The sequence below is a fragment of the Pseudonocardia sp. DR1-2 genome (assembly GCF_023717215.1).
In the GTDB taxonomy this organism is placed as follows: Bacteria; Actinomycetota; Actinomycetes; order Mycobacteriales; family Pseudonocardiaceae; genus Pseudonocardia; species Pseudonocardia alni.
The window spans coordinates 121,700-140,810 of sequence record NZ_JAMQOF010000012.1; the positions used below are offsets into that span (position 1 = coordinate 121,700).

Consider the following 19,111-nt stretch of genomic DNA (forward strand, 5'->3'; position numbering starts at 1 on the left):
GCGTCCGGCATTGTCGCCGGTCGGCCCCCGCCACGACGGGGCGGGGTGTCCTACTGGGGCAGATCGGTGCGCAGCGCCCGCGCCCCGTGCAGGTAGACGTGCCGCATCGCCGAGCGCGGCTTCGGGGTGTCGACGTGGGCGAGCAGCCGCAGCACCCGCGGCAGCGCGCCGGGCACCGACATCTCGGTGGCGCACATCAGCGGCACGTCGGTCAGCCCGAGCAGCCGTGCCGCGTACGCCGGGAACTCGGCGGTGAGGTCCGGGGTGGCGGTGAACCAGATCGAGATGATGTCGTCGGACACCAGCTCGTTGCGCTCCAGCACCGCGGTGACCAGCTCGGCGGAGCGGTCGAGGATCTGCCCCCGGTCGTCGGCGTCGACCTGGGTCGCGCCCCGCAGGGCCCGCACGGCCATCAGAGACCCACCGCCTTGTACAGGGAGCCCACCTCGACGCGGTCGAGGGGACGCAGCTTGCCGGGACGCTGGTTGCCCAGGGCCACGGTCCCCACGTGGGTCCGGACCAGGCGCTGCACCGGGTGGCCGACCTCGGCGAGCATCCGCCGCACGATGTGCTTGCGGCCCTCGTGCAGGACCAGCTGCACGGTGGCCCGGCCGGGGACGGCGTCGACGAGCTTGAACGAGTCGACACGGGCGATGCCGTCGTCCAGCTCGATGCCGTCGCGCAGGCGTCGCCCGAGGTCGCGGGCGATCTTGCCCTCGATCTCGGCGAGGTAGGTCTTGGGCACCTCGTAGGACGGGTGCATCAGCCGGTGGCCGAGCTCGCCGTCGTTGGTGAGCAGCAGCAGCCCCTCGGTCTCGGCGTCGAGCCGGCCGACGTGGAACAGCCGCTGCGCGGTGTTCATGATCTCGACGCGGTCGGCGAGCAGGTCACCGACGCAGGGCCGGCCCATGTCGTCGGACATCGTGGAGTGCAGCCCGAACGGCTTGTTCAGCGCCAGGTAGACCTGGTCGTCACGCAGGGTGACCCGGGCGCCGTCGACGTGGACGACCGCGGTGTCCGGGTCGATCCGGCGGCCCTGCTCGCGGACGGTCTCGCCGTCGACCTGCACGCGTCCCTGCGCGATGAGGTCCTCGGCCGCGCGCCGGGAGGCGACGCCCGCGCGGGCCAGCACCTTCTGGAGCCGGACGCCGTCGGGGTCGTGTGTGTTGCTCATGGTGCCTAGCTTTCCAGGTCGTCGATCGCGTCGATGTCGGGCAGCAGCGGTGCCAGCGGGGGCAGCTCGGCCACGGAGGAGATCCCGAGCCGTTCGAGGAACAGCTCGGTCGTCCGGAACAGTGTCCCCCCTGTGTGTTCCTCGGTGCCGGCCTCCTCCACCAGTCCACGGGTGAGCAGGGTGCGGAGCACGCCGTCGCAGTTGACGCCGCGGACCGCGGACACCCGTGCACGGGTGACCGGCTGCCGGTAGGCGACGACCGCGAGGGTCTCCAGCGCGGCCCGGGTCAGCCGGGCGCGCTGGCCGTCCATCAGCATCTTCTCGACGTAGGGGGCGTAGCGGTCGCGGGTGTAGAACCGCCAGCCCTCCCCTGCGCGGCGCAGGTCGATGCCGCGCCGGTCGGCGGTGTAGGCCAGCGACATCCGGTGCAGCGTCTGCCGGATCCGCGACGGCGTCTGGTGCAGCGCCGTGGCCAGGGACGGCTCGTCGACGGGGGCGTCGACGACGAGCAGCAGCGCCTCCAGGGCGTGCTCGAGCTCGGTGTCGTCGGCGAGCTCGTGGAACTCGGGCTCCTCGGGTTCCGGCTCGTCCCGGGTTCCGGGTTCCTCGGTTCCAGGTTCCTCGGTTCCGGGGTCCGCTGTTCGCGGGCCCTCGGCTCCGTGGGCTGTGTTCTCCGGCCCGGCTGCGTTGGCCGGCCCGGCCGCGTTGGCCGGCCCGGCCGCGGCGCCGGTCGCGGTCCCGGCTGCCGGGACAACCGTTGTGTCACCGGGCCCCGCCGCGGGGTGCTCGGTCGCCGGGGCGACGTGGCCGGACTCGCGCCCGCCGGGGCGCCCAGACCAGTCGCCGTCGGCGTCGAGGGTTGCGAATGCGTCGTCGCGAGCACCGTTTCGCAGCGCTCGATGGTCCGCCGACGTGTCGGAGGCGGTGGCATCGCCGACGGTGGGGTCTCCGAACCCATCGAGATGCACGTTTCCGCCCTCGGCAGGGCCGGAACGTGCGTCTCGATCGCCCGGACGGGGCGTCACAGGTGTGGCGGTGGCGGGCTCGGGCTGCTCCGAGGTGTGCGCCCCGGCCGCCCCGGTGGCGGCGCCGGCATCTGTGTGATGTGCCCCGGCTCGATCAACAGCGACGCCGTCGGCAGCCGCGCGATCGGCGACGACGCCATCTGCCACGGCGCCATCGCTGTCGGCCGACGGATCCACGTCGTCGGCGGGCTCCGCGGTGCGGGCGAGCTCGGCGTCGGCAGTGGTCGCGTCCTCGTCGGCGGCGTCGGCCGTGGCCTCCGGCTCCGGGGCGGCTCGCTCGTCCGCGCCCGGCGCGACCTGCGGCGACGCGGTGGCGTGCGGGCTGCGCGGCACCGTGCGGCCGATCAGGCGCAGCAGCTCGGACGGGTCCTCCGGGTCGTCGGAGCCCGGCCGGTCGTCCGGCTCAGTCACCGGTGGTTCCGGTCCTCTCGTCGTCGGGGTCGGGATGGAGCACGTGCAGACCGTCGAGGTCGACGTCCGGGTCGTCCAGGTCCGTATCCGGATCGTCCGGGTCCGCGTCCCGAGCATCCGGGTCCGCTCCGGAACCGGAGTCCGCATCGGGATCGGAGTCCGGGTCGGAGTCGGCGGCGGGGTCAGGGGCGGAGCCCGGGGCGGACGCGACCGACTCGTCGACGCGGTTCCTCTTCCGGCGGCGCCGGTTGCGCGCCCGCACCGCCTCCTCGGCGGCCGCGGCCTCGTCCTCCAGCGCGGCGGCGTAGGCGACCGGGTCGTCCTCGCGGTTCGCGGTCCAGGTGACCGTCAGGTCGGCGAACGCCTCCGGCTGCTCCAGGGCGACCGAGCGCTCCCGGTACAGCTCCAGCAGCGCCATGAACCGGGCGATGACCTCCAGCGTCGCGACGCAGTCGGCGGTCAGGTCGGCGAAGGTGGCCGTCCCGGCGAGCGCGAGCCGCTCCCGCAGGATCGCCGCGTGCTCGGGCACCGACACGTGCACCGCGTGCAGGTGGTCGACGCCGACCTCGTCGGGCGGGCGGGGCCGGAACACCGCGGCGGCGAGCTCGGCGAAGGCCTGCGCGTCGACGCCGAGCAGCACCTCGGGCAGGAGCTCGGCGTAGCGGTCCTCGATCGCGACCGAGCGCGGGAAGCGGCGCATCGCGCCGTTCTCGAGCTCGACGAACAGCGCCGCGGCCTCCTTGTAGGCGCGGTACTGCAGCAGCCGGGCGAACAGCAGGTCACGGGCCTCGAGCAGGGCGAGGTCGTCCTCGTCGTCGACCTCGGCGCCGGGCACGAGCCGCGCGGCCTTCAGGTCGAGCAGGGTCGCCGCGACGACCAGGAACTCGGTGATCTCGTCGAGGTCGGCGTCGTCGCCGAGGTCGGTGAGATGGGCGATGAAGTCGTCGGTGACCTTGTGCAGGGCCATCTCGGTGAGGTCTAGCTCGTGCTTGCCGATCAGCTGCAGCAGCAGGTCGAACGGACCCTCGAAGTTGTACAGCCGGACGGTGAAACGCCGGGTCCGCGGCGCGGCGACGTCGTTGTCGTCGAGACCGTCGCCCAGACCTTCGGGAGCACCGTCGGCGAGCAGTGTCACCGGGCGATGACCTCGCGGGCGAGCATCCGGTACGCCTCCGCGGCGTACGACGTGGGTGCCCACGTCGTGATCGGCTCACCGGCGACCGTGGTCTCCGGGAACTTGATCGTCCGGTTGATGACGGCGTCGAACACCTTGTCCCCGAACGCCTCCACCACGCGGTCGTGGACCTCCCGGGTGTGCAGCGTGCGGGTGTCGAACATCGTGGGGAGCACGCCGAGCAGGCGCAGGTCCGGGTTGAGCCGCTCGGTCACCTTGTCGATGGTGTCCATCAGCAGTGCCACGCCGCGCAGCGAGAAGAACTCGCACGCCAGCGGGATGAGGACCTCGTCGGCGCAGGCGAGCGCGTTGATCGTGAGCAGGCCCAGCGACGGCTGGCAGTCGATGAGGACGATGTCGTAGTCGGGCAGGAACCGCTTGAGGGCACGGCCGAGTGCCTGCTCCCGGCCGACCTCGGTGACGAGCTGGACCTCGGCCGCCGACAGGTCGATGTTCGACGGCAGCAGGTCCAGGTTCTCGACGCCGGTGTCCTGGAGCACCTCGTCGGCCTCGACGCCGCGTTCCATCAGCAGGTTGTAGACGGTGGACTCGAGCTGGTGGGGCTGCACGCCGAGGCCCACCGACAGCGCGCCCTGCGGGTCGAAGTCGACGAGCAGGACCCTGCGGCCGTACTCGGCGAGCGCGGCCCCGAGGTTGATCGTCGACGTCGTCTTCCCGACGCCGCCCTTCTGGTTCGCCACCGCGATCACGCGGGCCGGGCCGTGCACCGACAGCGGTGCGGGCTCGGGAGCGCGCGCGCTGGTGGTCTGGGTGCCTCGCCCGTGATCCGGCGCCGGCTCGTCGCTCGGGTCGTCGAGCCTGCCCTGGGCCTCCGGCCGCGTCGGGTTCATGCGGTCTCCGGTCTCGTCGCGGGTACCGTGCCGGGTCTCGGGTCCCGGTCAGGGCCTGAGACCGCACTGCAGGAGATGTCCCCACGTGCGGCGACGTCCCCGTCGGGCCACGTCGCGGTATGGATTTCCAGGTCACCCTACCTGCGGGCGGGCGCCGTCCGGCCGACGGTGCGCCCCGGCGTGTCGCGCCTCAGCGGGCGGGCAGGACCGAGACCCCGCCCGCGCTGCTCTTCGCGGTGATCCGGTGGTCGGCACCGGGCTGGTCGGGGACGCCGACCTCGGTCGACCCGGCGGAGCTCTCGGCGGTCACCTCGTAGGCCGGACCGACCGGGACCCGGATCCCGACGCCGCCGGCGCTGGACTCCGCGGTCACGTCCGCGGCCGCCGCGGCGAAGGTCAGCTCGACCGTGCCGGCGCTGGACCTCGCCCGCACGTCGCCCGGTCCGGCACCGGTGGCGCTGACCTCGCCCGCCGACGACGTCAGGTCCAGCGCCCCGGTCAGTCCCTGGACCTCGATGCCGCCCGCACGCACGTCGACCAGCGCCGACGACGCGGCGGGCGCGGTCACCACGAGACCGGCCTGGCAGCGGTCGCTGCCCTGGTCCGGGCAGCGGACGGTGATCCGCAGGACGCCGCCGTCGACCTTCTGCTCGACCTGAGGGCGGGCCTCGCCGGTCCACCGCAGGTCCTGCTCGACCGACGCCTTCTCCCCCGCGACCAAGCGCAGCGCCCCGGCGTCGGAGTCGACCTCGACCCGGGTGACCGTCCCGTCGACGGGCTCGTTCACCGCCTCCTGCCGCTCCTGCCCGGCGGCGACACCACCGCATCCGGCCAGGAGGAGTCCGGCCGCCGCCAGTGTCGTCACCCGTGTCGCCCACGCTCCGTGCCGCATGGGTCCCGGAACGTAGTGCCCGCGCCCCTCAGCCGCGGGCGCGGGGGTGCGCGGTGGCGTAGACCTCGCGCAGCGTGTCGACGGTGACGTGGGTGTAGATCTGCGTGGTCGCGACGCTCGCGTGCCCGAGCAGCTCCTGCACCACCCGCACGTCGGCGCCGCCGGAGAGCAGGTGGGTGGCGAAGCAGTGCCGCAGGGTGTGCGGGGAGACCGCGGCGACGACGTCGCCGGGCAGCCCGGACGCCTCGGCGGCGGCGCGCAGCACGTGCCAGGCGCTCTGCCGGGACAGCCGGTTGCCGCGGGCGTTGAGCAGCAGCGCCGGGCTGCCCGTGCCCCGTCCGGCGAGGTCGGGCCGGGCCCGGACCCGGTAGGCGTCGACGGCGGCCAGCGCGGGACGCCCGACGGGCACGATCCGCTGCTTGTTCCCCTTGCCGTGCAGCAGGATCGTCCGCGCGTCCGGGTCCAGGTCGTCGAGGTCGGCGCCGACGACCTCGGAGATCCGGGCGCCGGTGGAGTACAACAGCTCCAGCAGGGCCCGGTCGCGCAGCCCGACCGGGCCGTCGGACACGCAGCCGGCGAGGAGCTGGTCGACCTGGTCGACCGACAGCGCGGACGGCAGCCGCGAGCCCAGTGCCGGCGGCGCCACACCGGCCGCGACGTCGGTCGGGGTGAGCCCCTCGTGCAGCGCGAACCGGTGCAGCCCGCGCACCGCGGCCAGCGCCCGCGCCGCCGAGGACGCGGCCAGCGGGCGCTCCCCCGTGCGCAGCGCCGTGACGAACGCGGCGACGTCGGCCTCGGCCACCTGGGTCAGCTCCGCGCGTCCCAGGTGGTCGAGGTGGTCGAGGTAGCGCCCGAGGTCGAGCCGGTAGGAGCGCAGGGTGTTCTGCGCCCGCCCCCGCTCGACGGCCAGGTGGTCCAGGTAGTCCTCGGCCACCCGGCGCACGGTCGGCACCGTCAGTCCCGCAGGGCCGGGACGACCTCGCGCTCGAACAGCTCGATGCCCGACCGGTCGTAGGCGGCCTCGGGGAAGTAGAAGATGCCGTAGCCCATGCCGACGGCCTGCAGCGCGGAGAGCTTCTCCACGATCTGCTCCGGGGTCCCGACACCGGGCATCCCGCGGAACGCACCCAGCGCGCCCTGGGCCTTCTCCGCACCGACGATCGGCTCCAGCCGGGCGACGAGCTGGGCGAGCCGCTCCTCCACCTCGGCCTCGGTGTGCCCGATCGCGACGTTGTAGTTGGCCGAGCGGACGATGGCGTCGTAGTCGGTGCCGACGTCGCGGCAGTGGTCGGCGAGCAGCGCCGACTTGTGCCGGAAGCCGTCGAGGGTGCCGTCGAAGTTGGTGTACTGCGCGTACTTCGCGGCGATCTTGAGGGTCACCTTCTCGCCGCCGCCGGCGATCCACAGCGGGATGCCGCCGTCCTGGAGCGGGCGGGGCGCGACGATGGCGTCGTCGACGGTGTAGTGCTTCCCGTGCAGGGTGGCCCGGCCCTCGCGCCAGGCCTGGGCGAAGATCTGCACGCCCTCGTCGAGCATGCCGAGCCGCTCGCCGGGCCGGGGGAAGCCGTAGCCGTAGGCGCGCCACTCGTGCTCGTACCAGCCGCCGCCGATGCCCATCTCGACGCGGCCCTTGGAGATGACGTCGGTGGTGGCGGCGACCTTCGCCAGGTACGCGGGGTTGCGGTAGGCCATGCAGGTGCACATCTGGCCCAGCCGCACCCGCTCGGTCGTCGCGGCGAAGGCGGCCATCAGGCTCCACGCCTCGTGGCAGGCCTCGTCGGTGGGCGCGGGGACGGTGTGGAAGTGGTCGTAGACCCAGACCGACTCCCAGACGTCGCCGCGGTCGGCGTGCTCGGCGAGGCCGCGCATCACGTCCCACTGGGCGGCGGGGTCGATGCCGACGAGGTCGAGACGCCAGCCCTGGGGCACGAAGAGTCCGAAACGCATGCGCCGAGCCTAGGACGGCCGCCGCGCGGCGGCCCGTAAGGGCAGTCTGCACAGTGGTCGGCCCCGGACCGGGCACATCGCCCCGTGACCGGGCTCTGACCTGCACCTACCGTTCTCGCAACCAGCCGAGAGGAGACCGAGATGAGCGGTGGGGTCGGTACGGACGACTACGCCCTGACCAGGGTTCCGGAGCACGCCCGGTACTCGTGGTGGAGCGTGGCGGTACAGCGGTTCGGGCAGGTGTCGGCCCTGAGCCAGTTCCTGCTCGGCTCGACACTCGGGTTCGGGATGGGGTTCTGGGACGCCTTCCTCGCCTTCACCCTCGGCGCGGTGATCCTGGAGCTGGTCTCGATCGGCGTCGGGATCATCGGCTGCAAGGAGGGCCTGAACACCTCGCTGCTGGCCCGCTGGACCGGATTCGGCCACGGCGGCAGCGCGCTGATCGGCGTCGCGATCGGGGTGAGCCTCGTCGGCTGGTTCGGCGTGCAGTCCGGGGTCTCGGCCGAGGGCCTGGTCACGCTGATCGGCGGGCTGCCGGTCTGGGCGTGGTCGCTGGTGTTCGGCCTGGTCGTCACCATGATCGTGCTGTGGGGCTTCGGCTCGATGCAGTGGGTCGCCTACATCACCGTGCCGGCCTTCCTGGTGCTGGTCGGCTGGTCGATCGGCAGCGCCCTGCTCGGCCACGACGTCGGCGCGCTCATGGCGAGCCCGCCGCCGGGTCCGTCGATCTCGCTGGTCGAGGGCACGACGCTGGTCGCGGGCGGCTTCATCGTCGGGGCGATCATCACCCCGGACATGACCCGGTTCAACCGGACCTCCGCCGACGTGGTCAAGCAGACCGTCGTCGGGTTCACCCTCGGCGAGTACGTGATCGGCATGTCCGGTGTGCTGCTGGCGCACGCCGTCCGCTCCGACGACATCATCACCATCGTCACGTCGTCGGTCGGCTGGGTGGGGACGCTGATCATCATCCTCGGCACCCTCAAGATCAACGACTGGAACCTCTACTCGTCCGGGCTGGGCGTGGTGAACTTCGCGGGAACCGTGCTCGGTCGCACCGTGAGCCGCCCGATGGTCACCCTCGCGCTCGGCGTGGTCGGCTCGCTGCTGGCCGCGGGCGGCATCCTCGACCTGTTCACCGGGTTCCTGTCGGTGCTGGGCGTGGTGTTCCCGCCGATCGCCGGGATCATGGTCGCCGAGTACTTCGTGGTGAAGCGCTGGCGCGGTGACCTGGAGGCGGCGCGGGCCACCGGTGCGCTGCCCGCCACGTCACCGACCTGGGTCCCGGCGACGCTGGCCGTCTGGGCCGCGTCGGCCCTGCTCGGCGGTCTCGTCGACGCAGGCCTGCCCAGCGTGAACTCGATCGTGGCGGCCTTCGTGCTCTACGTCGTCGCCGGACGGCTCGGGCTGCTCCGCGGGATCGGCGTCAGCCGCACCGAGGCGCCGGACCGGGCCGCGGCCCCCGCCGTCACGTCCTGACCCGCACTCCGCGCCGCCCGCCCGTGACGTCACGGGCGGGCGGCGCGGCACCACCGAAGGAGCACTCCATGCGCATCGGCATCGACGTCGGCGGCACCAACACCGACGCCGTCCTGCTCGACGACGCCCCGTCCGGCGGCGTCCGGGTGCTGGCCGCCGTCAAGTCCGCGACCACCGACGACGTCACCTCCGGCATCGTCGGCGCGCTCACCGGGCTGCAGGCCGACCACCCGTTCTCCCCCGCCGACGTCGACGCCGTGATGATCGGGACGACGCACTTCGTCAACGCGCTGGTCGAGGCCCGTCGGCTCGCCCCCACCGCGGCGCTGCGCCTGGGCCTGCCCGCCACCGCGGCACTGCCGCCGATGGTCGACTGGCCGCAGCGGCTGGTCGACGCGATCGCCGGGCGCGGCTACCTCGCCCACGGCGGCCACGAGTTCGACGGCCGCCGCATCTCCCCGCTCGACCCGGACGAGCTGCGCCGCCACGCCGCGGACATGGCCGCCCACGGCGTCCGCTCGGTCGCGATCTCCTCGGTGTTCTCCCCGGTGACCAGCGAGTGCGAGCTGGCCGCCGCGGAGATCATCGCCGAGGAGCTGGGCCCGGACGTGCCGATCTCGCTGTCCCACGAGATCGGCCGGGTCGGGCTGCTGGAGCGGGAGAACGCGACGATCGTCAACGCCGCGCTGCGCGAACTCGCCGCGCACATCGTCGACGCGCTCGCCGGGGCGGTGCAGGGCCAGGGCATCACCGCGCCGCTGTACCTGTCGCAGAACGACGGCACCCTGATGGACGTCGGCTACACCCGTCGCTACCCGGTGGCGACGTTCGCCTCCGGCCCGACGAACTCGATGCGCGGCGCCGCCGTGCTGTCCGGGCTGGGCACCTGCGCGGTCGTCGACGTCGGTGGCACCACCTCCGACGTCGGCGTGCTCACCGCGGGCTTCCCGCGCGAGGCCGCCGTCGAGGTCAGCGTGGCCGGGGTGCGCACCAACTTCCGGATGCCCGACGTGCTCAGCGTCGGTATCGGCGGCGGCTCCCTCGTCCGCACCGGCTCGCCCGAGCGGCCCGACGGGCCCACCGTCGGCCCGGACTCGGTCGGCTACCGGCTCACCGAGCGGGCACTGGTGTTCGGCGGCGACACCCTGACCGCGACCGACATCGCCGTCGCGGCGGGCCGGGCCGACATCGGCGACCGCTCCCTGGTCGCCGGGCTGTCCCGGGAGCTGGTGACCGCGGCGCTGGACCGGATCGCCTCCGACGTCGCCGACGTCGTGGACCGGATGCGGATCTCCGCCGACCCGCTGCCGGTGGTCGCCGTCGGCGGTGGCTCGGTGCTGCTGCCCGAGGCGTTCCCCGGGCTGGGCGCGGTGCACCGCCCGGAGAACTTCGCCGTCGCCAACGCCATCGGCGCGGCGATCGCGCAGGTCGGCGGCGAGGTCGACCGGGTGTACGCGATCGAGCCCGGCCGCCGCGACGCCGTCGTCGACGCCGCCAAGCAGGAGGCCGTGGACCGTGCGGTCGCCTCCGGCGCCGACCCCGGCTCGGTCGCGCTCGTCGACTTCGACGAGGTCCCCATCCCCTACCTGCCCGGCAACGCGACCCGCATCCGCGCGAAGGCGGTCGGCGACCTGCGCCTGGAGCGGACGGTGACCCGGTGACGGCGCTGCTGACCGCCGAGGACCTGCCCGCGCTCGCCCGGGGCGCGGCGCTGCTGGGGACCGGCGGTGGCGGCGACCCCTACCTGGGACGGCTGCTGGCGCAGCGGGCGCTGCGCGAGCACGGTCCCGTGCCGCTCGTCGACCCCGCCGACCTGCCCGACGACGCCGCCGTGTTCGTCGTCGCGCAGATGGGGGCGCCGACGGTGAGCGTGGAGAAGCTGCCCGCCTACGACGAGATCGGCCGCGCGGTCACCGCGCTGGCCGCGCACCTGGGGGTCACGCCCACCCACGTGGCGTGCATCGAGGCCGGTGGCATCAACTCCACGATCCCGGTGGCCGGTGCGGCGATGCTCGGGCTGCCGCTGGTCGACGGCGACGGCATGGGCCGGGCGTTCCCCGAGCTGCAGATGGTGCTGCCCGGCGTCGCCGGCGTCCCCGCCACCCCGATGTCGATCACCGACGAGCAGGGCAACACCGGCATCCTGGACTGCCCGACCGCGAAGTGGGCCGAGGACCTCGCCCGCTGCATGACCATCACCATGGGCTGCACCGCGATCATCTCGAACTACCCGATGACCGGCGCCCGGGCGCGGGAGACGATGATCCGCGGCACCCTCGGGCTCTGCGTGCGGATCGGGCGCGCCATCGCCGGGGCCCGGGCCGGGTTCACCGACCCGGTCGCGGCGGCCGCCACCGTGGTCGGCGGGCGGGTCGTGCACACCGGGAAGGTCGTCGACGTCGAGCGGCGCACCACCACGGGGTTCGCCCGCGGGACGGCGACGCTGTCCGGCGGCTGTGTCCTGCGGTTCCAGAACGAGCACCTGATCGCCGAGGTCGACCGCACGACCGTCGTCACCACCCCGGACCTGATCATGGTGCTGGACACCGCGACCGGGGAGCCGGTGACCACCGAGGCGCTGCGCTTCGGGCACCGGGTCAGCGTGCTCGCCGCCCCCGCGGACCCGCGCTGGCACACCCCGGAGGCGATCGCCGTCGTCGGACCGCGGTACTTCGGCTACGACACCGACCCCGTGCGGGTCCACGACACCGTGACGGACGGAGCGCCGGTATGAGCTGGACCCTGACCCCGGACGACCTGCCCGACCTCGCCCGCGGCGCCGCGCTGCTCGGCACCGGCGGCGGCGGGGATCCCTACATCGGGCGCCTCATGGTGGAGCAGGCGATGCGCGAGCACGGACCCGTCACCGTGCTCGACCCGGCCGACCCCGCCGACCTGCCCGACGACCTCTTCGTCATCGCGACGGCGATGATGGGCGCGCCCACGGTGATGATCGAGAAGATCCCCCGCGGCGACGAGCCGGTGCTCGCCCTGCGCCGCCTGGAGCAGCACCTCGGGCGCACCGCCCACGCGACCATCCCGATGGAGTGCGGCGGCATCAACTCGATGATCCCGCTGCTCGTCGCGGCCCGGACCGGGCTTCCGGTGATCGACGGCGACGGCATGGGCCGGGCGTTCCCGGAGCTGCAGATGGAGACCTTCGGGGTGTACGGCGTGCCCGGGTCCCCGATGGTCGTCGCCGGGGACCACGGTGAGTCGGTGCTCATCGACACCGGCACCGACAACCACCGCATGGAGCACCTGGCGCGCGGCGCCGCCATCCGGATGGGCGGCTCGGCGCTGATCGCGGAGTACCCGATGTCCGGCGCGGACGTGCGCCGCACCGCGATCCCGCACACCCTCACCCTGGCGCTGCGGCTGGGCCGGGCGATCCGGGAGGCCCGCGAGCAGCTCGGCGACCCGGTCGCGGCGATCGCCGACACCCTCGCCCCGACCCTGTACCGGCACCTGCGGGTGCTGTTCGCCGGCAAGGTCTCCGACGTCGAGCGGCGCACCGTCGACGGGTTCGCCCGCGGCACCGCACGGTTCACCGCGTTCGACGGCGGCTCCGAGCTCCGTACCGTCTTCCAGAACGAGACCCTGGTCGCGACCGTCGACGACACCACCGTCGCGGTCGTCCCGGACCTCATCTGCGTGCTGGAGGCCGAGTCCGGGGAGCCGATCACCACCGAGGCGCTGCGCTACGGCCAGCGCGTCGTCGTGGTGGGGATCTCGACGCCGGACATGATGCGCACCCCGGAGGCCCTCGCGGTGTTCGGGCCGGCCTGCTTCGGGCTGGACGTGCCGTTCGTGCCGCTGGAGACCGCGGTCCCGCGGGGAGCGGGCGCCGCGGACCGGGTCTGACCTGGCAGCATCCCCGTCGTGGAGGTGACCGCAGGCGACGTCGACGCCCTCGTCACCGGAGTGCTGCTGCTGGGCTCCGGCGGGGGCGGCGACGCCCGGGTGTACGCCCACGTGCTGCGCTCGGTGCTGACGGCGGGCCCGGTCCGGCTGCACTCCCCCGCCGAGCTCGGCGACGCCCCGGTGCTGCCGGTCGGGATGCTCGGCGGCACCCGGGTGCTGGGCGAGAAGCTGCCCTCGGGCGACGAGCTGCCCGCGGCCGTGCGCGCGCTGGTCCGCTGGACCGGGGTCGCCCCGGCGGCGGTCATGCCGTTCGAGGCGGCCGGCCTGAACGGGGTGCTGCCGCTGCCGCTGGCCCACCAGCTGGGGCTGCCGCTGGTCGACGCCGACCTGATGGGGCGCGCGCTGCCCCGGGTCGACCAGCTGACCCGGGTCGTCGCCGGGGGTGCGGTGACGCCGATGGCGCTGGCCGAGCCGGCGGGGCAGACCGTCGTCGTCGACGGCGGGGACCCGGTGTCGACCGAGCTGACCGTGCGCGCGTTCGTCGCCCAGGCGGGCGGCTGGGCCGGGGTCGTGATGGCACCCGCACCGGCTGCGGCCGCGCTCGGCGACGCCTGTCTGGGCACGCTGGGCCGCGCGCTGGAGCTGGGCCGCGCGCACGCCGGGCTCGGTGACACACCGGCACCGGCCCGGGTCGCCGAGGCGCTCGGCGGGCACCCGGTCGGCGGTGGCCGGGTGGTGGACGTGCGCCGCTCCCCCGTCGGCCGGTTCGGGCGGGCCGCGGTCACCGTCGACGCGCCCGGCGCCGGCGTCCTGCGGATCGAGGCGGAGAACGAGTACCTGCTGGTGCTGGCCGACGGGGAGCCGGTGGCCGCGTCGCCGGAGGTGATCGTGCTGCTGGACCGTCGCTCGGCCGCGCCGATCGCCGCCGACGCCGTCCGCTCCGGCGACGACGTGCTGGTCCTGGCACTCCCCGCCCCGCCGTGGTGGGCGGCCCGCCCCGACGCCGCCGTCCACGTCGGCCCGCAGGCGTTCGGCCTGGGTCCGGTGGCACGGCGGTGACCGGCAGCCTGCGCCTGTCCGGGTTGCTCGCCCACCCCGACTGGGCCGCGGTGACCGCCCTGGGCGGGCCCGCACCGGACGGATCGGGCATCGAGCGGGTGGTGACCGTCGCCGACCTGCACGCCGATCCGGGCGACGCACGGGCGGCGCTGCTGACGGTCGCGGTGTCCGCGCCACGCGAGGACTGGCACCTGGACGTGCTGCTGCGGCGCGCCGTCGCCGCCGGGGCCGCCGCGGTGCTGCTCGCCGGGGACGCCCCGCTGCACCCGGCGAGCCGGCTGCTCGCCGGACGGATCGGGCTGCCGGTGCTGGGCGCCCCGGACGCGCTGGCCGCCGCGCTCACCGCGACCCGGCTGCTGCAGGAACCCGACCAGGTGGTCGCGGCACTCGTCGGGCGGACGGCGACCGTGTGCGGGGTCCCGCACGGCGGCGTCGACGACCTCGTCGCGGACCTCGCCCGGACCTGGCGACGCCCGGTGTGGCTGCTCGACCCGGGCGGCTCGGTCGTCGCGGGTGCGGACGCGACGGGCGCGGCGACCCCGCCGCCCGTTCCCGGGGCGGCGCTGCTGGAGGTGGCGTTCGGGCCGGGCCCGCCGGACGGCCGCCTGGCCGTCGCGGAGCCGGAGGGGGTACCCGCCGAGACCGCCGCGCTGCGGGCGGCGCTGGCGGTCGCCGCGAACTCGGTGCGGCAGCGCCTCGCCGAGCAGCGGCTCACCGTGGAGCGCGACGCGCGGCTGCGCACGGCGCTGCTCGCCGAGATCCTGCAGGCCGGGGACCCGCTCCCCGGCGGGCTGCGGCGCCGTGCGCTCGACGCGGGCTGGTCGCTGGACGGCTGGCATGCGGGCCTGCGGATCGACGTGCCGTCCTCGGTGGACGTCGTCGCCGCCCGGGAGCAGGTGCTGCGGGCGGTGGAGACGGCGCGGCTGCGGGCGGTCGTCGTCGAGCAGGGGCCGGGGTGGAGCGCCTGGACGACGTTCGACCACCAGCCCACCGCCGGCGAGCTGCAGCAGCACGCGACGGCCGCGCGGCGCACCCAGTGGCTGCTGCGCGAGTCCCTGCCGACCTCGACCGGGGTGGGACGGGTGCACCGCGGGGCGGGCGGGCTGGCCCGCACCCTCGGCGAGGCCGGGGACGCGGCCCGGCTCGCGGCCGAACGCACCACCAGCGGCCGGTTCGTCCACGTCGACCGGCTCGGGCTGGGGGCGCTGCTGCTCGCCTGGACCCGCACCGACACGTTCCTGCCCGCCGCCCGGTCGATGCTGGAACCGTTGCAGGGCAGGCCCGGGGACCTGCTGACGACGCTGACCGCCTACCTGGACGCCGAGTCGTCGCTGACCGAGACCGCGGCGGTGCTCGGGGTGCACCGCAACACCGTCGCGACCCGGATCGAACGGGTACGCCACGTGCTCGGCGTCGACCTCGCCGACCCGGACGAGCGCCTCGCCCTGCATCTCGCGTGTCGCAGCGTGCTGTTCCACAGCTGATCGCGGCTACGGTCGGGGGATGAGCGCGGACCCGATCGGCTACGCCGAGCAGGAGGAGACGGTGCGGGCGCTGTCCCGCCACTACACGGGCGGGGCGCTGGACGTCGACGCGTTCGACGCGCGGGTGCGCCGGGCCCGGGCAGCGACGACGCGGTCGGAGCTGGCGGCCCTGTTCACCGACCTGCCCGAGCCGCACCCGGCGTCGCTCACCGGGGTGGCGCCGTCCCCGTCCGCGGCCGGCGACGACCCGGGCGGTGGTCCCGCCGGTGCGGGTCCCGCGACCACCGGTCCCACCGGCGCGGATCCCACCTCCGCAGATCCGGCCACCACCGGCGCGACCGCGCGCACCGGGACGTCCACCGGCACCGGCTCCGCGGACGCCCACGACGACGGGCACGGCGGTGACGCCGAGCGCACCGCGCGCTTCGCGGTCCCCGGCCCGACCCGGGCCACCCCCTACCCGGATCCGTCGGGTCACCCCGCGGCGGGCCCCTACCCGGACCCGTCGCCGACGACCGCCGGTCCCCGCCCGCCGTGGCCGGCCCCCGGGGCGCCCGGGTACCCGGGCGCGGGGTACCCCGGCGGTACGTACCCGTCCGGGCCGTACCCGGACGGCGGCCCCGCGGGCATGTCCCCCGGCGGCGGGTTTCCCGGCGGGCCGGCGTGGGCGGCCGGTGCGCCGGGCTGGGCGTCCGGGCAGCCGCAGCACCCGGGCGCGGCCTACCCGCCGCACCCCGGGCCCCCGTCCTACGGCTCCTACGGCTACGACCCGTCCGCGCCCTACGGCCGCGAGCCCTACTCGGGGCTGCCGTACTCGGACAAGCAGAAGATCGTGGCGGGGCTGCTGCAGCTGTTCCTGCCGTTCGGCATCGGCCGGTTCTACTCGGGCCACACCGGGCTGGCCGTCGCGCAGCTGCTGGTCACGTTCCTGACCTTCGGGATCGGTGCGATCTGGTCGTTCGTGGACGGGATCGTGGTGCTCGCCGGATCGCCCCGGGACCCGGCGGGTCGTCCGCTGCGGCCCTGACCACCGCCCGGCGCGGTCACCCGTGGGCGCCGCCGGGCGGACACCCGCCGGCCCGGCAGGCCGTCACCCGGAGACCCGGCGCGGTGACGCGTCGCCGCGGCCCGCGGTCACCCGTCGGCGCGGCGGAGGATCACTCGTCGGCGCGGCGGGCGAAGCGGAACGGGCGGTCGGCCCACTCGGCGTCGACCGGGCGCGGGTCGAACTCCCCGGCCAGCACCGCGCGGGCCGCCAGCAGCCCGGCGCAGGACACCGCGTTGACGATCTCGCCGGAGAACACCATCCCGACGGCCTCGGCGATCGGGATCCAGCGCAGCTCGAGGTCGGCCTCCTCGTCGTCGCCCAGGTCGGGGCGGGGCTTCTCGACGAGCTCGCGGGCGAGGAAGATGCGGACCGACTCGTCGGAGAACCCGGGTGAGGGCACGACGTCGAGCAGCACCGACCAGTCCGACGCCGACAGCCCGGCCTCCTCGGTCAGCTCCCGGTCGGCGGTGACCGCGGGGTCCTCCCCCGCCACGTCGAGCAGGCCGGCGGGGAGCTCCCACAGCCGTCGCCGGACGGCGTGGCGGTACTGGTGCAGCATCCGGACCCGCCCGGCCTCGTCCACCGCGACGACGGCGACCGCACCCGGGTGCTCCAGGATCTCGCGGGTCGCGACCCGGCCGCCGGGCATGACGACGCGGTCCGACCGCAGCGCCATGACGCGGCCGGAGTAGATGTCGGTGGCCGAGCGGACCGGGAAGTCGTGCTCACCGGGGCGGGTCACCGGGTCACCGCCCGGCGGATGCGCAGTTCGATCACCCGTCGGACAGTAGTCGCCGGGCCCGGCCCGTGCGGGGCGCGCGGGCCGTGCGGGCCGCGTGCCGCGCCCGGCGGCAGGGCCCCGGGCCGCCGTGCCGGACCGGGCCACCGTCGGCGGCCCGGTCCGGTCGGGTCAGCGGGCGGAGGTGCTCTCGGCCCGGGCCACGCCGTTGCCGCCCGCGCCGACGGCGACGTCGTCGCCCTCGACCGTCTCGGCGTCGTCGGCGTCGGTGTTGTCCCGGCCGGGCAGGTGCACCGGCAGCCGGTCCTCGGCCCGGTAGCGCAGCGCCGCCTTCACGAACGCCGCGAACAGCGGGTGCGGCCGGGTCGGGCGGCTCTTGAGCTCGGGGTGCGCCTGGGTCCCGACGAAGAACGGGTGCTGCGACGACGGCAGCTCCACGAACTCCACGAGCGTCCCGTCCGGGGATGTCCCGAACACCAGGCCCGCCTCGGTGAGCTGCTGCCGGTAGGCGTTGTTCACCTCGAAGCGGTGCCGGTGCCGCTCGGAGATCTCGCGCGACCCGTAGGCCTTCGCCGCGACCGAGCCGGGCTGCAGCACCGCCGGGTAGGCGCCCAGGCGCATGGTCCCGCCCATGTCCCGCTCGCCCGCGACGACGTCGCGCTGGGTCGCCATCGTCGAGATCACCGGGTGCGCGGTCTCCGGGTCGAACTCGGTCGAGCTGGCGTCCTCCAGGCCGGCGACGGTGCGCGCGGTCTCGATGACCATGCACTGCAGGCCCAGGCACAGCCCCAGGGTGGGGATGCGCCGGGTGCGGGCGTGGGTGATGGCGCCGAGCTTGCCCTCGATGCCGCGGATGCCGAAGCCGCCGGGGACGAGCACCCCGTCGACGCCGTCGAGCGCCTCGGCCGCGCCGGCCGGGGTCTCGCAGGAGTCCGACGGCACCCAGCGGATCGCCACCTTGGCGTGGTGGGCGAAGCCGCCGGCCCGCAGCGCCTCGGTGACCGAGAGGTAGGCGTCGGGCAGGTCGACGTACTTGCCGACCAGCGCGATCGTCGCGGTCTCCCGCGGGTGGTGGACGCGGTCGAGCAGGTCGCCCCACACCGTCCAGTCGACGTCGCGGAACGGCAGCCCGAGCCGGCGCACGACGTAGGCGTCGAGGCCCTCGCCGTGCAGCACCTTCGGGATGTCGTAGATCGACGGGGCGTCCGGGCACGCGGCGACGCCGTCGAGCTCGATGTCGCACATCAGTGAGATCTTGCGCTTCATGCCCTCGGGGATCTCCCGGTCGGCACGCAGGACCACCGCGTCGGGCTGGATGCCGATGTTGCGCAGCGCCGCGACGGAGTGCTGGGTCGGCTTGGTCTTCAGCTCGCCCGACGGCGCCAGGTACGGCACCAGCGACACGTGCAGGAAGAAGCAGTTGTCCCGGCCGACCTCGTGGCGGACCTGGCGGGCGGCCTCGACGAACGGCAGCGACTCGATGTCGCCGATGGTGCCGCCGACCTCGGTGATGACGACGTCGGGGGCCAGGCCCTCGGCGTCGGGCTCGGCCATCGCGAGGACGCGGTCCTTGATCTCGTTGGTGATGTGCGGGATCACCTGGACGGTGTCGCCGAGGTACTCGCCGCGACGCTCCTTGGCGATGACCTCGGAGTAGACCTGGCCGGTGGTGACGTTGGCCCGCCCGGCGAGGTCACGGTCCAGGAACCGCTCGTAGTGGCCGACGTCGAGGTCGGTCTCGGCACCGTCCTCGGTGACGAACACCTCGCCGTGCTGGAACGGGTTCATCGTCCCGGGGTCGACGTTCAAGTAGGGGTCGAGCTTCTGCATGGTGACGCGAAGCCCGCGCGCGGTGAGCAACTGACCGAGACTGGAGGCGGTCAGGCCCTTACCCAGCGAGGACGCGACCCCACCGGTGACGAAGAGATGACGGGTGGCGCGAGTCTGCACGGAGTTTCAGCCTA

General features: G+C 74.8%; 16 protein-coding genes and 1 pseudogene. 7 read left to right on the top strand and 10 right to left on the bottom strand.

The window, feature by feature from the left end:
* Positions 1–50 precede the first annotated feature (50 nt).
* From aroH to ND486_RS26965, 8 genes and pseudogenes are all read right to left on the bottom strand, one after another.
* Positions 51–413 (bottom strand): chorismate mutase, encoded by a 363-nt coding sequence (aroH, locus tag ND486_RS26930; RefSeq protein WP_062394311.1) that lies wholly within the window; start codon positions 411–413, stop codon positions 51–53.
* Positions 413–1,174, bottom strand: a complete 762-nt coding sequence (locus ND486_RS26935) for a pseudouridine synthase (protein WP_062394310.1) — start codon at positions 1,172–1,174, stop codon at positions 413–415. The genes aroH and ND486_RS26935 overlap by 1 nt, the downstream gene beginning before the upstream one ends.
* A 5-nt stretch (positions 1,175–1,179) precedes the next feature.
* Positions 1,180–2,610, bottom strand: a complete 1,431-nt coding sequence (scpB, locus tag ND486_RS30095) for an SMC-Scp complex subunit ScpB (protein ID WP_374231886.1) — start codon at positions 2,608–2,610, stop codon at positions 1,180–1,182.
* 265 nt (positions 2,611–2,875) lie between these two features.
* Positions 2,876–3,739 (bottom strand): annotated as a pseudogene (locus ND486_RS26945) (ScpA family protein); the annotation flags it as partial.
* A gap of 2 nt (positions 3,740–3,741) precedes the next feature.
* Positions 3,742–4,635 carry a ParA family protein gene (locus tag ND486_RS26950; protein ID WP_226356529.1) on the bottom strand — a complete coding sequence of 298 codons (894 nt, stop codon included), beginning with the start codon at positions 4,633–4,635 and terminating at the stop codon, positions 3,742–3,744.
* Positions 4,636–4,825: 190 nt separating this feature from the next.
* The gene (locus ND486_RS26955) at positions 4,826–5,500 is read right to left on the bottom strand and encodes a DUF4097 family beta strand repeat-containing protein (protein ID WP_251787138.1); all 675 of its coding nucleotides are present in this window, start codon (positions 5,498–5,500) and stop codon (positions 4,826–4,828) included.
* Between the two features lie 55 nt (positions 5,501–5,555).
* Positions 5,556–6,470 (bottom strand): site-specific tyrosine recombinase XerD, encoded by a 915-nt coding sequence (locus ND486_RS26960; protein WP_373324217.1) that lies wholly within the window; start codon positions 6,468–6,470, stop codon positions 5,556–5,558.
* 11 nt (positions 6,471–6,481) lie between these two features.
* The gene (locus ND486_RS26965) at positions 6,482–7,474 is read right to left on the bottom strand and encodes an LLM class F420-dependent oxidoreductase (RefSeq protein ID WP_251787140.1); all 993 of its coding nucleotides are present in this window, start codon (positions 7,472–7,474) and stop codon (positions 6,482–6,484) included.
* Positions 7,475–7,615: 141 nt separating this feature from the next.
* Here ND486_RS26965 and ND486_RS26970 point away from each other — a divergent pair, with 141 nt between their 5' ends.
* From ND486_RS26970 to ND486_RS27000, 7 genes are all read left to right on the top strand, one after another.
* A complete protein-coding gene (locus tag ND486_RS26970; RefSeq protein ID WP_251787141.1) occupies positions 7,616–8,953 on the top strand; it encodes a cytosine permease in 1,338 nt (445 codons plus the stop codon).
* A gap of 68 nt (positions 8,954–9,021) precedes the next feature.
* Positions 9,022–10,614 carry a hydantoinase/oxoprolinase family protein gene (locus tag ND486_RS26975; RefSeq protein WP_179760150.1) on the top strand — a complete coding sequence of 531 codons (1,593 nt, stop codon included), beginning with the start codon at positions 9,022–9,024 and terminating at the stop codon, positions 10,612–10,614.
* Positions 10,611–11,687 carry a DUF917 domain-containing protein gene (locus ND486_RS26980; protein WP_251787142.1) on the top strand — a complete coding sequence of 359 codons (1,077 nt, stop codon included), beginning with the start codon at positions 10,611–10,613 and terminating at the stop codon, positions 11,685–11,687. The genes ND486_RS26975 and ND486_RS26980 overlap by 4 nt, the downstream gene beginning before the upstream one ends.
* The gene (locus ND486_RS26985) at positions 11,684–12,817 is read left to right on the top strand and encodes a DUF917 domain-containing protein (protein WP_251787143.1); all 1,134 of its coding nucleotides are present in this window, start codon (positions 11,684–11,686) and stop codon (positions 12,815–12,817) included. Before ND486_RS26980 ends, ND486_RS26985 begins: the two co-directional genes overlap by 4 nt.
* Positions 12,818–12,835: 18 nt before the next feature.
* Positions 12,836–13,876, top strand: coding sequence for a DUF917 domain-containing protein (locus ND486_RS26990; RefSeq protein WP_251787144.1), 1,041 nt, complete (start codon positions 12,836–12,838; stop codon positions 13,874–13,876).
* Positions 13,873–15,360, top strand: coding sequence for a PucR family transcriptional regulator (locus tag ND486_RS26995; protein WP_251787145.1), 1,488 nt, complete (start codon positions 13,873–13,875; stop codon positions 15,358–15,360). The genes ND486_RS26990 and ND486_RS26995 overlap by 4 nt, the downstream gene beginning before the upstream one ends.
* Positions 15,361–15,379: 19 nt before the next feature.
* The gene (locus ND486_RS27000) at positions 15,380–16,387 is read left to right on the top strand and encodes a DUF1707 domain-containing protein (protein WP_251787146.1); all 1,008 of its coding nucleotides are present in this window, start codon (positions 15,380–15,382) and stop codon (positions 16,385–16,387) included.
* 130 nt (positions 16,388–16,517) lie between these two features.
* Here ND486_RS27000 and ND486_RS27005 read toward each other — a convergent pair whose 3' ends face one another.
* Positions 16,518–17,150 carry an NUDIX domain-containing protein gene (locus ND486_RS27005; protein ID WP_073575225.1) on the bottom strand — a complete coding sequence of 211 codons (633 nt, stop codon included), beginning with the start codon at positions 17,148–17,150 and terminating at the stop codon, positions 16,518–16,520.
* A 168-nt stretch (positions 17,151–17,318) separates the two neighbouring features.
* Entirely contained in the window at positions 17,319–19,097 is a 1,779-nt protein-coding gene (locus tag ND486_RS27010) for a CTP synthase (RefSeq protein WP_083474023.1), read from the bottom strand.
* Positions 19,098–19,111: the final 14 nt, after the last annotated feature.

What these genes read in the sequence shown, in the direction of transcription:
- aroH (WP_062394311.1), bottom strand. Translation starts at nt 413, where the DNA reads ATGGCCGTGCGGGCCCTGCGGGGCGCGACCCAGGTCGACGCCGACGAC.
- ND486_RS26965 (WP_251787140.1), bottom strand. Translation starts at nt 7,474, where the DNA reads ATGCGTTTCGGACTCTTCGTGCCCCAGGGCTGGCGTCTCGACCTCGTC.
- ND486_RS26950 (WP_226356529.1), bottom strand. Translation starts at nt 4,635, where the DNA reads ATGAACCCGACGCGGCCGGAGGCCCAGGGCAGGCTCGACGACCCGAGC.
- ND486_RS26970 (WP_251787141.1), top strand. Translation starts at nt 7,616, where the DNA reads ATGAGCGGTGGGGTCGGTACGGACGACTACGCCCTGACCAGGGTTCCG.
- ND486_RS26975 (WP_179760150.1), top strand. Translation starts at nt 9,022, where the DNA reads ATGCGCATCGGCATCGACGTCGGCGGCACCAACACCGACGCCGTCCTG.
- ND486_RS27000 (WP_251787146.1), top strand. Translation starts at nt 15,380, where the DNA reads ATGAGCGCGGACCCGATCGGCTACGCCGAGCAGGAGGAGACGGTGCGG.
- ND486_RS26935 (WP_062394310.1), bottom strand. Translation starts at nt 1,174, where the DNA reads ATGAGCAACACACACGACCCCGACGGCGTCCGGCTCCAGAAGGTGCTG.
- ND486_RS26985 (WP_251787143.1), top strand. Translation starts at nt 11,684, where the DNA reads ATGAGCTGGACCCTGACCCCGGACGACCTGCCCGACCTCGCCCGCGGC.